Source organism: Thalassococcus profundi, from assembly GCF_003344785.1.
GTDB classification, from domain to species: Bacteria; Pseudomonadota; Alphaproteobacteria; order Rhodobacterales; family Rhodobacteraceae; genus Puniceibacterium; species Puniceibacterium profundi.
Genome location: NZ_QPMK01000001.1, coordinates 12,169 through 26,015, shown reverse-complemented (window position 1 = coordinate 26,015; position 13,847 = coordinate 12,169). Strand labels below are relative to the sequence as shown.

The window sequence follows — 13,847 nt, the reverse complement described above, 5'->3', positions numbered from 1 at the left end:
GTTCATTTCGCGGGCCATCCCGGCCCCGGGAGATATCGCAATGACCTCTGAGAACATCACTGCCCGCCCGCCGCGCGCCGATGCGGCGCAACTGGACGCCTTGCAGGACGCGCTGTCGCATACCGTCGATGCGCATGCAGGCTACGAGATCATGACCGAAAAGGCCGAACCGGAATTCCGAAGCGTGCCGCTGAAGTTCCGCGAGCTGCATCATCAGCACGCCGACCGGCTGGCCGCCGCGATGGTCGCCCTGGGCGGCGATCCGGACCGCGACGGCGGGCTCATGTCCACCGTGAACAAGGCGGTGGTGTCGGTGCGCGCCTTCTTCGACGAGATCGACGACGACGTCATGGACAACATCCGCGACGGTGAGGAACACGTGCTGGAATCGCTGGCAAAAGCCGAAGCGGCGCTGCCTGCGGGCCGCTACCGCGACGAGGTCGCGACGATGCGGACCGAGCTGCAGGCGCTCCTCGAGGAAACGGCGCGCCGGGGCTGACCGTCTGTTGCCGTGACCGGTGCCGCGCGGACTTGCGCCGCGCGGCAATCCGCGCAAGTATCCTCTCAAACGGTCGCGTCCGAAACGGGCGACGGCCGGAGATGTCCGGCGAACGGGCATGGGAGGATCAGTTTTGGCATACATGTCCGAGGGCGCGGAAGGCTTGCGCTCTTTTCCTGCGCTGTTGCACCGCAATGCGACCCGGTACGGCGCCTCGCCCGCCTACCGCGAGAAAGAGCTTGGGATCTGGCAGAACTGGACCTGGGCCGAGACCGAGGAAGAGATCGAGGCGCTGGCGCTGGGCCTGCTGGAGATGGGCGTGGCGCCGGGCGACTTCATCGCCGTGATCGGACGGAACCGGCCCTACCTTTACTGGGCGCTGGTGGCGGCGCAGATGGTGGGGGCGATCCCCGTGCCGCTCTACCAGGACGCGGTGGCCGAAGAGATGGAATACGTGATGGGCCACTGCGGCGCCCGGATCGCCATCGTCGCGGACCAGGAACAGGTCGACAAGGTCATCGAGATCCAGGATCGCTTGCCGGATTTCGAGCGGATGATCTACCTCGATCCCAAGGGCCTGCGCAAATACGACCACGCCAAGTTGCACGACTATCGCGCGGTGCAGGAGCAGGGCCGCAAGGCGCGTGACACCCATGGGGCGGAGCTTGAGCGGCGGCGCGGGGCGCTCGGGTACGACGACACCTGCATCATGCTCTATACCTCGGGCACGACGGGCAAGCCCAAGGGCGTGGTGCTGAGCAATCGCAACATCATCGAAACGGCGAAATCGTCTTCGGAATTCGACCGGCTTGGCGTCGGCGACGAGGTGCTGGCCTACATGCCGATGGCCTGGGTCGGGGATTTCATCTTTTCCATCGGGCAGGCCTACTGGACCGGCTTCTGCGTCAACTGTCCCGAAAGCCCCGAGACGATGATGACCGACCTGCGCGAGATCGCGCCCAGCTACTACTTCGCCCCGCCCCGGGTGTTCGAGACGCAGCTGACCAGCATCATGATCCGGATGGAGGATGCCAGCCGGCTCAAGCAGAGGATGTTCCACCACTTCCTCGCGCATGCCCGCAAGGTCGGACCCAAGATCCTCGACGGGCATCCGGTGGGCCTGTGGGACCGCTTGAAATACCGGCTGGGCGAGATGCTGGTCTACGGGCCGCTGAAGAACGCGCTGGGGTTTTCGCGGGTGCGCGTGGGGTACACGGCGGGCGAGGCGATCGGACCCGAGATCTTCGATTTCTACCGGGCGCTGGGGATCAACCTCAAGCAGCTCTACGGCCAGACCGAGGCGTCGGTCTTCATCACCCAGCAGCCCGATGGTGAGGTGCGCAGTGACACGGTGGGCGTGCCCTGCACCGGGGTCGAGATCCGCATCGCGGAGAACGGAGAGGTGTTCTTCCGCTCTCCGGGCGTCTTCGTGGAATATTACAAGAACCCCGCAAGCACCGCCGACACCAAGGACCCCGAGGGCTGGGTCGCCACCGGCGATGCGGGGTTCATCGAGGAAGAGACCGGGCACCTGCGGATCATCGACCGGGCCAAGGACGTGGCCAACATGGCCGACGGGGCGCTCTTCGCGCCGAAATACGTGGAGAACAAACTCAAGTTCTATCCCAACATCCTCGAGGCGGTGGTCTTCGGCGCGGGCCGTGACCGCTGCTGCGCCTTCATCAACATCGACCTTACGGCGGTGGGCAACTGGGCCGAGCGCAACAACATCGCCTATGCCTCCTACCAGGAGCTCGCCGGGCACACGCGCGTGCTCGACATGATCCAGAGCCACGTGGAGGAGGTGAATGCCAGCGTCGCGCAGGACGAGATGCTGTCGGGCTGCCAGGTGCACCGGTTCCTGGTGCTGCACAAGGAACTCGATGCCGACGACGGCGAGCTGACGCGGACCCGCAAGGTGCGCCGCAAGATCATCGGCGAGAAGTTCGACGACCTTGTGACGGCTTTGTACGACGGGTCAGAGAGCGTCTATACCGAGACGGAAGTGACCTACGAGGACGGCCGCAAGGGCCGGATCAAGGCGACGCTGGAGATCCGCGACGCACGCGTGGTGCCGGTCGAAAAGAAGAAGATGGCGGCGGAATGACGGATCGACGCTCCCGCTGTGCGGATCGCCCCGCCCGCCATCCCGTGACGGGCGCCCTGGCCGGACGACAGGCGTGTGTCGGGCGCCGGAGCGAGGGGCCAGCCCCTCGCGCTCCCCGGAGATTTATGGGCAAGATGAAGCGGGGGGCATCGTGAAGGATACCGAAGGTTACGTGACCGCCGACGGGCGGCAGATCGGCGGCACGCTCATGGAGATGCGCAACATCACGCTGAAATTCGGCGGGGTGACGGCGATCGAGGATATCTCCTTCGACATCCACGAGGGCGAGATCCGCGCCATCATCGGGCCCAACGGCGCCGGCAAGTCGTCGATGCTGAACATCATCTCTGGCTTCTACACGCCCTCCGAAGGCGAGGTCTGGTACAAGGGCGAGAAGCGGCCGCCGATGAAGCCCTACCAGGTCGCCCGGCTGGGCATTGCGCGGACCTTCCAGAACATCGCGCTGTTCGAGGGCATGACGGTGCTCGACAACGTCATGACCGGGCGGCTCACGCATATGACAGCCGGCATCGCCGCGCAGGCGTTGTGGTGGGGCCGGGCGCGGGACGAGGAAATCGCCAACCGCGAGGTGGTGGAGAAGGTCATCGACTTCCTCGAGATCCAGAACATCCGCAAGACGCCGGTGGGGCGGCTGCCCTACGGGCTCAAGAAGCGCGTGGAACTGGCGCGGGCGCTGGCCGCCGAGCCGTCGCTGCTGCTGCTGGACGAGCCGATGGCGGGGATGAACGTCGAGGAGAAGGAGGACATGAGCCGCTTCATCCTCGACGTGAACGACGAGTTCGGCACCACGATTGCGCTGATCGAGCACGACATGGGTGTGGTCATGGACATCAGCGACCGGGTGGTGGTGATGGACTACGGCAAGAAGATCGGCGACGGCACGCCGGACGCCGTACGCAGCAACCAGGACGTGATCGACGCCTACCTGGGGGTGGCGCATTGAGCGTGTGTATGTCTCGAATTGTCTTTTGCTGCGCATTGATTGGCTTGCCGGTTCTGGCAGAAGCGCAAAGCTATGTCGTGAAAAGCCAAGACAACGAGGTGATTTTTCGGTCGGATGAAGACATCGTGATCGTGCGTGGCGTGCTGACACTCCAAGACGCTGTCTTTGAATTGATATTCGAAGATGGGGGCGGTCGTATCCAGTGTTTCGCGCACAGTGCGGATGGAACGCCTGTCGCTTCCACACATGCGAACATGACCTATGGCTATGTCTCGTTCGCGGCAATGGAAATCGATCAAATTGCAGGTGTTGCCTGCCGCTGGCGCGAATAACGGGACGAGAAACACATGCTGAACGACATCTTCATCAAACCCTTCGTGGACATGGTCGAGGCGCCGGACTTCCTGTTGCAGGTACTTTGGGAGGGGCTGGTGTCGGGCATCCTCTACGCGCTCATTGCGCTGGGCTTCGTGCTGATCTTTCGCTCGTCCCGGATCTTCAACTTCGCCCAGGGCATCATGGTGGTCTTTGCCGCGCTGACGCTGGTGGGGCTGCACGAGATGGGCGTGCCGGCCTGGATCAGCGTCGGCCTGACACTGGCGGTGATGTTCGTGCTCGCGGTGACGATCGAACGGGTCGTGTTGCGACCGCTGGTGGGCCAGCCGGACATCATTCTCTTCATGGCGACCATCGGCATCACGCTGTTCCTGATCGGGTTCGGCGAGATCATCTTTGGCGGAGAGAACAAGGTGATGATCACCGAAGAGCTCGGCATCCCCACCGACTCGGTCGTGCTGGAGCCCTGGGGCGGGCTGCTGATCCTCGAACAGAAGGACATCACCGCGGTCGTCGTCGCGGCCCTGCTGGTGGGGGCGCTGCTGCTGTTTCTCAACAAGACGCGGATGGGCCGGGCGATCCGGGCGCTGGGCGACGATCACCAGGCGGCGCTGTCGGTGGGCATCTCCTTGCAGACGATCTGGGTGCTGGTGTGGTTCATCGCCGGGATCATCGCGCTGGTCACCGGCATCGCCTGGGGCGCGCGCGCGGGGGTGAGCTTTGCGCTCGAGGTGATCGCCTACAAGGCGCTGCCGGTGCTGATGCTGGGCGGGCTCGAGTCGATCACCGGCGCCATCATCGGCGGGCTGATGATCGGCATCCTGGAAAAGGTGTTCGAGATCTACTGGGGCCAACCGCTGCTTGGCGGCAATACCGAAACCTGGTTCGCCTTCGTGCTGGCGCTGATCGTGTTGCTGTTCCGTCCGCAGGGGCTGTTCGGGGAGAAGATCATTGAACGGGTCTGACCGGATGTCCGGTGCAGCCGCCGTTTACGGGCGCGGTGCCGGCAGCACCGCGCGCAGCGTCTGCCACCAGAGCCGCATCCAGGTCTCCACCGGGCTTGCCGGCAGGTCCGGCTGGTCGAGGCCGACACCGGCTTCGGCCTCTGAGATCAGGCGGCGCAGCCGCTTTTCCTCATCTTCCGCCATGCTCTCGCTCCTTCCGGGGTGCCGATGCGTCATGTTACCCCAACTATGCGACTCGCAAAATAAATTTGCGTATGGATTAATCAAGATTGAATCGCCGGGAGAGCGTCCGGGCGACCGTAGAGGCGGCCTGCGCCCCGTCCGGCAAGGCCGGCGCGAAGGCCCGGAAGGTGTCGCACCAGCGTGCGCGCAGCCAGGCGGCCGTTTCGCGGCTTTCGGAGAGTAGGAGAACGGCGATGCTTTACCGGACCGCGGGACAGTTCAAGACCAGCTACCAGGCGGATCAGGCGCTGTTCCCGGTGCGCCAGGATGCGATCCTGCTCGGGATCATCCTCGCCTTCGCCTGGGTGATCTTTCCGCTGACCGCGTCGGAGTTCACCTTCCAGACGCTGCTGATCCCGATCCTGATCTATTCGCTGGCTGCGATGGGCCTCAATATCCTCACCGGCTATGCCGGGCAGCTGTCGCTGGGCACCGCCGCCTTCATGGGGGTGGGCGCCTATGCCTGCTACAAGATGGTCACGATCATGCCGTGGATGAACCCGGTGGTGGCGATCCTGCTGTCGGGGGTGTTCAGCGCCGGGATCGGCGTGGCCTTCGGCATTCCGTCCCTGCGGATCAAGGGGTTTTATCTGGCAATCGCGACGCTCGCCGCGCAGTTCTTTCTGGTGTGGCTCTTCGAAAAATGGGCCTGGCTTTACAATTACAACGCCTCGGGCGCGATCCAGGTGCCCAACCTCAAGATGTTCGGGGTTTACGTGGCCGGACCGCAGGCGGACAGCATGGTGCAGTATTTCGTGGTGCTGGCCATCGTCACGCTGATGACGATGCTCTGCATCAACCTCACCCGGGGCAACCTGGGCCGCACCTGGAAGGCGACGCGCGACATGGACATCGCGGCGGAGCTCATCGGCATCAACCTGATGAAATCGAAGCTCACCGCCTTTGCGGTGTCGTCCTACATCGTCGGCGTGGCGGGCGCGCTCTTTGTCTTCATGTGGCGCGGCGCGGCAGAGCCCAACCTCTTCGACATTCCGCTGTCGTTCCGGGTTCTTTTCATCGCGATCATCGGCGGGCTGGGGTCGATCCTTGGCAACTACCTGGGCGCGATCCTGATCGTCGGGCTGCCGGTGGTGCTGAACACCCTGCCGGCGGCCTTCGGCATCCCGGTCTCGTCCTCGATGGTCGAGCACCTCAACATCATGATCGTGGGGGCGCTGATCATCTTCTTCCTGATCATCGAACCGCACGGGCTGGCACAGCTCTGGCGGCTGATCCGCGAGAAACTCATCATCTGGCCGTTCCCGCACTGACCGGGCCGGGGTGGGTTGCATTCCCATTCTGCTCCCGGGGCGGCAACGGCCCAACAAGAACCGGCAAACCAACAACGACATCCAAGGGAGGATACCACATGAAACACTTCACCAGACTGGCGGCCGCCGCCGTGGTCGGCGCCGTGATGGGCACCGCCGCCGTGGCGCAGGAGCTTTATGCACCAAACCTCAGCTACCGCACCGGGCCCTTCGCGGCGACCGGCATCCCGCTGATGAACGGGCAGCGCGACTACATGCTGATGCTCAACGCCCGCGACGGCGGCATCGGCGGCGTTCCGGTCAATTTCGAGGAATGCGAAACCGGCTATTCCACCGAAAAGGGCGTGGAATGCTACGAAAAGACCAAGGGCCGCGCCATCGTCACGCAGCCCTGGTCCACAGGCATCACCCTGCAGGTGCTGCCCAAGACCAACGTCGACGAGATCCCGATCCTCGCCCCCGGCTACGGCTTTTCGCCGATGGCCGACGGCAAGGTGTTCCAGTGGGCCTTCAACACGCCCGCCAGCTACTGGGATGCGGCCAGCATGATCGTGCAGTATCTGGAGGCGGAAGGCAGCCTCGAGGGCAAGAAGATCGCCTTCCTGCACCTCGATCACCCCTACGGCAAGGAGCCTCTCCCGCTGCTTGAAAAGCTGTCGGCGGACAAGGGCTTCGAGATGGTGCCGATCCCGGTGGGCCTCAAGGAGATGCAGAACCAGTCGGCGCAGTGGCTGCAGATCCGCCGCGAACGACCCGACTACGTGGTCATGTGGGGCTGGGGGGCGATGAACGCCGGCGCCATCACCGAAGCGGTCAAGACCAAGTTCCCGATGGAGAATTTCATCGGCGTCTGGTGGGCCGGGCATGATGCCGACCTCAAGATTGTCGGTGCAGATGGCGCCGGCTACAAGTCGATCAGCTGGTCCTACCCGGTGCTCGACGCGCCGGTGCTGGCGGATATCAAGCAGCACGTCGTCGATGCGGGCGATTCCATGTCGAACCCCGAAGAGATGGAAGGCGTGTTCTACAACCGCGGCCTGGTGATCTCGATGATCCTCGCCGAGGGCATCAAGGCCGCGCAGGAGCATACCGGCAACGCCGAAATCACCGCCGCCGACCTGCGCTGGGGGCTCGAGAACCTCAACATCACCGAAGAGCGGCTGGCCGAGCTGGGCATGACCGGCATGGTGCCGCCGTTCCAGACCACCTGTGCCAACCACACCGGCCATTCCGGGGGCTGGATGCTGGAATGGGACGGCGAGAAGTTCGTCAAGGTCTCGGACCTTCTGATGGCCGACGCCGAGGTGATCCAGCCGCTCGAAGCCGAGAAGGCCGCCGAATACGCCGAGGCCAACGCGCCCTGGGCGGTGTCGGAAACCTGCGACGCGGAAAGCTGACCGCGATCTCCGGCGGCGGGCTGTCCCCGCCGCCGGACCCCTTGCCCATACCAAGACCCCGGTCCGCCGGAGCGAAAGAGTCCCCCATGCGCGATACCGCCCCGACCCGCGAAACCCTGCTCGAGGTCAACAACATCGAGGTGATCTACAACCACGTGATCCTCGTGCTGAAGGGCGTGAGCCTGACCGTGCCCAAGGGCGGGATCACCGCGCTTCTGGGCGGCAACGGCGCGGGCAAGACCACGACGCTCAAGGCGATCTCGAACCTGCTGCAGTCCGAACGCGGCGAGGTCACCAAGGGGTCGATCCTCTACAAGGGCGACACCGTGCAGGGCCGCGACCCGGCCGAGCTGGTGAAAAAGGGCGTTATCCAGGTGATGGAGGGGCGCCACTGCTTCGAGCACCTGACGGTCGAGGAAAACCTGATGACCGGCGCTTATACCCGGCGGGACGGCAAGGGCGCGGTCGAGGCCGATCTCGACATGGTCTATTCCTATTTCCCGCGCCTCAAGGAACGCCGCAAGAGCCAGGCTGGCTACACCTCGGGCGGTGAACAGCAGATGACCGCCATCGGCCGCGCGCTGATGTCCCGGCCCGAGATGATCCTGCTGGACGAGCCGTCCATGGGCCTTGCCCCGCAGCTCGTGGAACAGATCTTCGGCATCGTGAAATCGGTGAACGAGAACGAAGGCGTGTCCTTCCTCCTGGCCGAGCAGAACACCAACGTGGCGCTGCGCTTCGCCCATACCGGTTACATCCTCGAATCCGGCCGGGTGGTGATGGAAGGCCTTGCCGCCGACCTGCGCGAGAACCCGGATGTGAAGGAATTCTACCTCGGCATGTCCGACGAGGGGCGCAAGTCTTTCCGCGACGTGCGCAGCTACCGCCGCCGCAAGCGGTGGCTGGCGTGACAGGGCGCACGTCCCGTCTTTTCTGGTTCTCAATAACCCCCGGGGAGCGCGAGGGATCGTTCATTTTCCGCCATTGGTCCGAGGACAATGGACGATGCCCCTCGCTCCCGCCCCTGCGCGCCATCCGCCAATAAAGGAGCCTTCGCATGAGCAGCTATTTCGACAGCTTTGAAACCCGCAGCGCCGACGAACGCGCCGCCTGGCTGGCCACAGCCCTTCCCGAACAGATCGCGCGGGCCCGGACGCTGCCGGGCTACGCCGCGTCGCTGGCCGACGTGGACGCAGGATCGATCACCGGTGCAGAGGCGCTGGCGGCCCTGCCGGTTCTGCGCAAGTCGGACCTCGGCGCGGCGCAGCAGGTCGCAGCCCCCTTCGGCGGCTTCACGACGCGCGCCGCGAACGGCTTCGCCCATGTCTTCCAGAGCCCCGGTCCGATCTACGAACCCGGCGGGCTGGAGCATGACTGGTGGCGCCTGGGCCGGTTCCTGCATGCCTGCGGCATCGGCCAGGGCGACATCGTGCAGAACTGTTTCGGCTACCATCTGACGCCTGCCGGCATGATCTTCGAATCCGGGGCGCGGGCAGTCGGCGCAGCGGTGCTGCCCGCCGGGACCGGCCAGACCGAGTTGCAGGCCCGCGCCGCGCATGACGTCGGCGTCACCGCTTATGCGGGCACGCCGGACTATCTCAAAGTCATCCTCGAAAAGGCCGACGAGATGGGGCTGACGCTGGACATCACCCGCGCGGCGGTGAGCGGCGGCGCACTGTTCCCGAGCCTGCGCCAGTTTTACGCCGACCGCGGCATCGCCTGCCTGCAATGCTACGCCACCGCCGATCTGGGCAACATCGCCTATGAAAGCGCCGCGGTGGAGGGCATGATCCTCGACGAACACGTGGTGGTCGAGATCGTCACACCGGGCACCGGCGACCCGGTCCCCGAAGGCGAGGTCGGCGAGGTCGTCGTCACCTCGCTCAACCCGGATTATCCGCTGATCCGCTTTGCCACCGGCGACATGAGCGCGGTCATGCCGGGGTCCAGCCCATGCGGCCGTACCAACACGCGGATCAAGGGCTGGATGGGCCGCGCCGACCAGACCACCAAGATCAAGGGCATGTTCGTACGCCCCGAGCAGGTGGCGGCGCTGGTGGCCAAACACCCCGAGATCGCCCGCGCCCGGGTCGTGGCCAGCCGCGAGGGCGAGGCCGACGCGATGACCGTGCGCATCGAGACAAAGGCGCAGGACCCGTCGGCCTTCGAGGCGAGCGTCGCCGAGGTGCTCAAGCTCAAGGGCCGCGTAGAACTGGTGGCGCCAGGCGGATTGCCGCGCGACGGGCTGGTGATCGAGGACACGCGCAGCTACGACTGAACGGCTGTTATTGCATAGCAGCGGCCTCGGGCGCAGATGTGACCCGACGCCGGCCATGTCGCGCGCGCCGGGGAACCTGCTGGCGCGCGGATAGGTTTGCCGGATACGCGAATGGAAAGGATCCCGCCATGAAAACGCTGCTGCGTGTCACCTGCCTTTGCCTGGGTTTTGCCGGCATGGCCCATGCCGAGGGCGATGCCCTGATCGTCGACACCAGCGAAAGCTCGATGTTCGGGCGGTTGACCGGCAGCAGCGATCTGAGCGCCGCCACCGCCGACCTGCGGCGGCAGAACGTCGATGTGGTGTCGCTGGTCGATGCCGGGGCCTCGGATCTGCGCGACGGCCTGCGGCAGTTCCTCGACGGGCTGGACGCCGAGACCGAGCGCGCGGTTGTTATCCTGTCGGGCCGGTTCGCCCATTCGGCCACCGACACCTATTTCCTGTCCGCCGACGCGGCAGAAGAGACCGATCTGGGCAGTGTTCTCGACACCGCCATTCCCCTGAGCCAGATGCTGGCGGTTCTGTCGGCCTATCCCGGACAGGCGCTGCTGGTGCTGGGCGAGGGCGAGACGGAGCTGTCCGACGCGCGGTTCCTGCGCGCGGGTGTTGCGGACGATCTCGACCTGCCGCAGGGGGTGAGCCTGCTGCGCGGCCTGCCCGAGGACGTGGCGCGCCTCGTGCGCCGTGACCTTGCCGTGCCCGAGCGCACGCTGCTGGCCGCGGCCAGGTCGCGCGGCCTGTCGGTTGACGGCTACGCGCCCGAGGATTGGGTGTTTCTGCCGGCGCCGCCCGCCGAAGGCGATATCGTGGCGGCGCCCGACCCGGTGCCGCAGCCCGACCTCGCGGATCAGCAGCTCTGGGACGAGGTGACTGCGCGCGACGAACTGGAAGGCTACCGCAATTACCTGTCGGCCTTCCCCGAAGGCCAGCACGCCAACGCCGCGCGGCAGCGCATCCGCGCGATCCAGGACGACCCGCTGCGCGATGCCCGCCGCGCCGAGGAGCGGCTGGAGCTCAGCCGCGACGCCCGCCGCGAGATCCAGCGCGACCTGTCTCTGCTGGATTACAACACCCGCGGCATCGACGGCATCTTCGGCCCCGGCACCCGCGGCGCGGTCAAGGCCTGGCAGGACGAGAACGATTTTGCCGCGACCGGTTTCCTCGACACCGAAATGATCGCGCGTCTGGACGGGCAGGCCGAGCGCCGCGCGGCGGAAATCGAGGAAGAGGCACAGCGCCGGCAGGCCGAGACCGAACGGCTCGACCGCGCCTACTGGGAGGAAACCGGCGCGCAGGGCGATCTGCCCGGGCTGCGGGCCTATCTCGAGCGCTATCCCGACGGCGTCTTCGCCGAACTGGCGCAGTCGCGCGTCGACGCCATCGAGTCCGAGCGCCGCGACGCGGCCGCCGCGCGCGACCGTCAGGCCTGGAACGCGGCCCGCGAGGTCGGATCGGTGCAGGCCTATCGCAGCTACCTCGCGGATTTCCCCGATGGTGCCTTTGCGGGCGAGGCGCAGGAACGCATCGCCGAACAGCAGCAGGGCGTCGAACAGCGCGAAGCCACCGCGCAGGCGGCGGCACAGGAGGCGGCGCTGGGGCTCAACGCGATTTCCCGGCGGCTGGCGGAGAATCGGCTCGAAGCGCTTGGGCTGAAACCCGGCGCCGTCGACGGGCAGTTCGACGACCGCACCCGCCGCGCGATCCGCCGCTACCAAGATGCGCGGCAACTGCAGGTCACCGGCTACCTCGACCAGGCCACCGTGGTGCGGCTGCTGGCGGATTCGCTGCTGCGGTGATGTGGTGCTTTGGGATCGCCCGCATTGGCGGGCGATACGAGAGACCAGTCTCTCGTGCTCTCTGGAGGTTTATCGGCAAGATGAAGGGGCGATAGGGTGTGACGATGCGCCCGGCCCGGAAATGGCGCGGGGACACAGCGGGAAGGTGCTTTGGAGAGGGCGGCGGAATGACGCGCGAAGAACCGGATCAATCCGCGTCAGTGTCGCGCGCGACCATCTACGATTGATCTATCGCAACCGTCCCTTTGGCGGGGAGTGGCGCGATATGGACTATGCCGTACAACTCGACACCACAGCCTGCCATTTGGGCAGCAAACGACGTTGGTTCAGGTGCCCAGCGCATGGGTGCGGGCGGCGCGTGGCGTTGCTCTACGGCGGCGCTGTCTTTACCTGTCGTCATTGCAATCAATTGGCATATCCTTCCCAGCGTGAGGACGCCTCAGACCGCGCTGCGCGGCAGGCAGATAAGATTAGGTTAAAGTTGGGATGGGAAACCGGCATCCTGAACCCGCATGAAGGCAAGCCCAAGCGAATGCACTGGCGAACCTTTGACCGACTTGTGCGGACACACGACAAGTTTGCGCGGGCTTCCGTCGCCTCGATGCAGGCGCGGTTTGGCGAACACTCATTCTTTCAGGAAGTAGCGTTCTTGCTCGGCCATGACGGCGAGAAAGGTGGCCAAGAGGGTGGATTGATCTGAGGTTAAATCCGGTTTTTTTATTAATAACATCAACTTAGATGATATTATTGGTGCCCAGGAGAGGACTCGAACCTCCACGGCCTTGCGGCCACTGGCACCTGAAGCCAGCGCGTCTACCATTCCGCCACCTGGGCAGGTGTCGTGCGGCGCGTGTAATGCTGCGGCCGGGCGGTGTCAACGGGCTTTTTTCGGGCATTCTGTTCTGCCTGCGACGGCGCGGCGCATCGCCTCTCTTGTGACTCGCGCCGGGGCTGGGTAGGTATCGGTGCAACGCGCGTGTGAAGGAGAATTCCGATGGCCAAACTCGTCACGATCTACGGCGGCTCCGGTTTCGTCGGGCGCTACATCGCGCGCCGCATGGCAAAGCAAGGCTGGCGGGTGCGGGTGGCGGTGCGCCGGCCCAACGACGCCATCTTCGTGCGCCCCTACGGCGTGGTGGGCCAGGTCGAGCCGGTGCTGTGCAACATCCGCGACGACGCCTCGGTGGCGGCGGTGATGCAGGGCGCGGACGCCGTGGTGAACTGCGTGGGCATCCTGGCCGAAAGCGGCAAGAACAGTTTCGAGGCCGTGCAGAGCGAAGGCGCCGCACGCGTGGCGCGGCTTGCAGCCGAAAACGGCGTCGAACAGCTGGTGCAGATCTCGGCCATCGGGGCCGATGCGGAGTCGGCAAGCGAATACGCGCAGACCAAGGCGGTGGGCGAAAAGGCGGTGCTGGACCATTTCCCCGGTGCCGTGATCCTGCGACCGTCGATCATCTTCGGGCCGGAGGACGAATTCTTCAACCGCTTCGCGGCGATGGCCCGTCTCGGGCCGCTGTTGCCGGTGGTCGGCGCGAAGACCCGGTTCCAGCCGGTCTATGTGGACGATGTGGCGCGCGCCGCCGTGATGGGTGTGCTGGGTCAGGCAAAGCCGGGCATTTACGAACTGGGCGGGCCGGACGTCCACACCTTCCGCGAGCTGATGGTCGAGATGCTGGGCGTCATCCGCCGCCGGCGGCTGGTGGTGAACATCCCGTTCTGGGCGGCGGGCATCCTGGCGCGGCTGATGGAACTGGGGCAGACCCTGACGCTGGGGCTGGTCAGCGCGCAGATCACCCGTGACCAGGTCGCGAACCTGCGCCGAGACAACGTGGTCGCCCCGGATGCCAAGGGGTTCACCGATCTCGGCATCTCGCCGGTGTCGATGGAGGCGGTGCTGCCCGATTACCTCTGGCGCTTCCGCCCCTCCGGGCAATATTCCGAGATCAAGGAATCGGCGAAAAACCTGCGCACGCGCTGATCCGAGCGCGGGCTGCGGCATCGGCTTTGCTGGA

The 13,847-nt window shown here is 65.4% G+C and carries 13 protein-coding genes and 1 tRNA gene; 12 read left to right on the top strand and 2 right to left on the bottom strand.

Annotated elements, in window-relative coordinates; all coding sequences use genetic code 11:
• The first annotated feature begins 40 nt into the window (after nucleotides 1–40).
• The 5 genes from DU478_RS00125 (at nucleotide 41) to DU478_RS00105 (ending at nucleotide 4,871) form a co-directional block, all read left to right on the top strand.
• A complete protein-coding gene (locus DU478_RS00125; RefSeq protein WP_114508906.1) occupies nucleotides 41–499 on the top strand; it encodes a DUF2383 domain-containing protein in 459 nt (152 codons plus the stop codon).
• Nucleotides 500–641: 142 nt separating this feature from the next.
• Nucleotides 642–2,606, top strand: coding sequence for an AMP-binding protein (locus tag DU478_RS00120; RefSeq protein ID WP_114508905.1), 1,965 nt, complete (start codon nucleotides 642–644; stop codon nucleotides 2,604–2,606).
• 208 nt (nucleotides 2,607–2,814) lie between these two features.
• Nucleotides 2,815–3,570, top strand: a complete 756-nt coding sequence (locus DU478_RS00115; protein ID WP_233501084.1) for an ABC transporter ATP-binding protein — start codon at nucleotides 2,815–2,817, stop codon at nucleotides 3,568–3,570.
• 8 nt (nucleotides 3,571–3,578) lie between these two features.
• Nucleotides 3,579–3,902, top strand: coding sequence for a hypothetical protein (locus tag DU478_RS00110; protein ID WP_147276308.1), 324 nt, complete (start codon nucleotides 3,579–3,581; stop codon nucleotides 3,900–3,902).
• A 15-nt stretch (nucleotides 3,903–3,917) separates the two neighbouring features.
• Entirely contained in the window at nucleotides 3,918–4,871 is a 954-nt protein-coding gene (locus DU478_RS00105; protein ID WP_114508902.1) for a branched-chain amino acid ABC transporter permease, read from the top strand.
• A gap of 24 nt (nucleotides 4,872–4,895) precedes the next feature.
• Here DU478_RS00105 and DU478_RS22805 read toward each other — a convergent pair whose 3' ends face one another.
• Nucleotides 4,896–5,054 (bottom strand): hypothetical protein, encoded by a 159-nt coding sequence (locus DU478_RS22805; RefSeq protein WP_158545716.1) that lies wholly within the window; start codon nucleotides 5,052–5,054, stop codon nucleotides 4,896–4,898.
• 233 nt (nucleotides 5,055–5,287) lie between these two features.
• Here DU478_RS22805 and DU478_RS00100 point away from each other — a divergent pair, with 233 nt between their 5' ends.
• From DU478_RS00100 to DU478_RS22655, 6 genes are all read left to right on the top strand, one after another.
• Nucleotides 5,288–6,364 carry a branched-chain amino acid ABC transporter permease gene (locus tag DU478_RS00100; protein WP_114508901.1) on the top strand — a complete coding sequence of 359 codons (1,077 nt, stop codon included), beginning with the start codon at nucleotides 5,288–5,290 and terminating at the stop codon, nucleotides 6,362–6,364.
• A 98-nt stretch (nucleotides 6,365–6,462) separates the two neighbouring features.
• Nucleotides 6,463–7,761, top strand: a complete 1,299-nt coding sequence (locus tag DU478_RS00095; RefSeq protein WP_114508900.1) for an ABC transporter substrate-binding protein — start codon at nucleotides 6,463–6,465, stop codon at nucleotides 7,759–7,761.
• 86 nt (nucleotides 7,762–7,847) lie between these two features.
• Nucleotides 7,848–8,672, top strand: coding sequence for an ABC transporter ATP-binding protein (locus DU478_RS00090; RefSeq protein WP_114508899.1), 825 nt, complete (start codon nucleotides 7,848–7,850; stop codon nucleotides 8,670–8,672).
• A 146-nt stretch (nucleotides 8,673–8,818) separates the two neighbouring features.
• On the top strand, nucleotides 8,819–10,039 hold the full coding sequence (locus DU478_RS00085) for a phenylacetate--CoA ligase family protein (protein ID WP_114508898.1): 1,221 nt from the start codon (nucleotides 8,819–8,821) through the stop codon (nucleotides 10,037–10,039).
• Nucleotides 10,040–10,167: 128 nt separating this feature from the next.
• The gene (locus DU478_RS00080; RefSeq protein WP_114508897.1) at nucleotides 10,168–11,835 is read left to right on the top strand and encodes a peptidoglycan-binding domain-containing protein; all 1,668 of its coding nucleotides are present in this window, start codon (nucleotides 10,168–10,170) and stop codon (nucleotides 11,833–11,835) included.
• Between the two features lie 358 nt (nucleotides 11,836–12,193).
• Entirely contained in the window at nucleotides 12,194–12,535 is a 342-nt protein-coding gene (locus DU478_RS22655) for a hypothetical protein (RefSeq protein ID WP_147276307.1), read from the top strand.
• A 48-nt stretch (nucleotides 12,536–12,583) separates the two neighbouring features.
• Here DU478_RS22655 and DU478_RS00075 read toward each other — a convergent pair.
• A tRNA-Leu gene (locus DU478_RS00075) sits at nucleotides 12,584–12,669 on the bottom strand.
• 160 nt (nucleotides 12,670–12,829) lie between these two features.
• On the opposite strand from DU478_RS00075, the gene DU478_RS00070 reads away from it, so the two are divergent.
• Nucleotides 12,830–13,813, top strand: a complete 984-nt coding sequence (locus tag DU478_RS00070; RefSeq protein WP_114508896.1) for a complex I NDUFA9 subunit family protein — start codon at nucleotides 12,830–12,832, stop codon at nucleotides 13,811–13,813.
• Nucleotides 13,814–13,847: the final 34 nt, after the last annotated feature.

What these genes read in the sequence shown, in the direction of transcription:
- DU478_RS00125 (WP_114508906.1), top strand. Translation starts at nt 41, where the DNA reads ATGACCTCTGAGAACATCACTGCCCGCCCGCCGCGCGCCGATGCGGCG.
- DU478_RS00120 (WP_114508905.1), top strand. Translation starts at nt 642, where the DNA reads ATGTCCGAGGGCGCGGAAGGCTTGCGCTCTTTTCCTGCGCTGTTGCAC.
- DU478_RS00115 (WP_233501084.1), top strand. Translation starts at nt 2,815, where the DNA reads ATGGAGATGCGCAACATCACGCTGAAATTCGGCGGGGTGACGGCGATC.
- DU478_RS00110 (WP_147276308.1), top strand. Translation starts at nt 3,579, where the DNA reads ATGTCTCGAATTGTCTTTTGCTGCGCATTGATTGGCTTGCCGGTTCTG.
- DU478_RS00105 (WP_114508902.1), top strand. Translation starts at nt 3,918, where the DNA reads ATGCTGAACGACATCTTCATCAAACCCTTCGTGGACATGGTCGAGGCG.
- DU478_RS22805 (WP_158545716.1), bottom strand. Translation starts at nt 5,054, where the DNA reads ATGGCGGAAGATGAGGAAAAGCGGCTGCGCCGCCTGATCTCAGAGGCC.
- DU478_RS00100 (WP_114508901.1), top strand. Translation starts at nt 5,288, where the DNA reads ATGCTTTACCGGACCGCGGGACAGTTCAAGACCAGCTACCAGGCGGAT.
- DU478_RS00095 (WP_114508900.1), top strand. Translation starts at nt 6,463, where the DNA reads ATGAAACACTTCACCAGACTGGCGGCCGCCGCCGTGGTCGGCGCCGTG.
- DU478_RS00090 (WP_114508899.1), top strand. Translation starts at nt 7,848, where the DNA reads ATGCGCGATACCGCCCCGACCCGCGAAACCCTGCTCGAGGTCAACAAC.
- DU478_RS00085 (WP_114508898.1), top strand. Translation starts at nt 8,819, where the DNA reads ATGAGCAGCTATTTCGACAGCTTTGAAACCCGCAGCGCCGACGAACGC.
- DU478_RS00080 (WP_114508897.1), top strand. Translation starts at nt 10,168, where the DNA reads ATGAAAACGCTGCTGCGTGTCACCTGCCTTTGCCTGGGTTTTGCCGGC.
- DU478_RS00070 (WP_114508896.1), top strand. Translation starts at nt 12,830, where the DNA reads ATGGCCAAACTCGTCACGATCTACGGCGGCTCCGGTTTCGTCGGGCGC.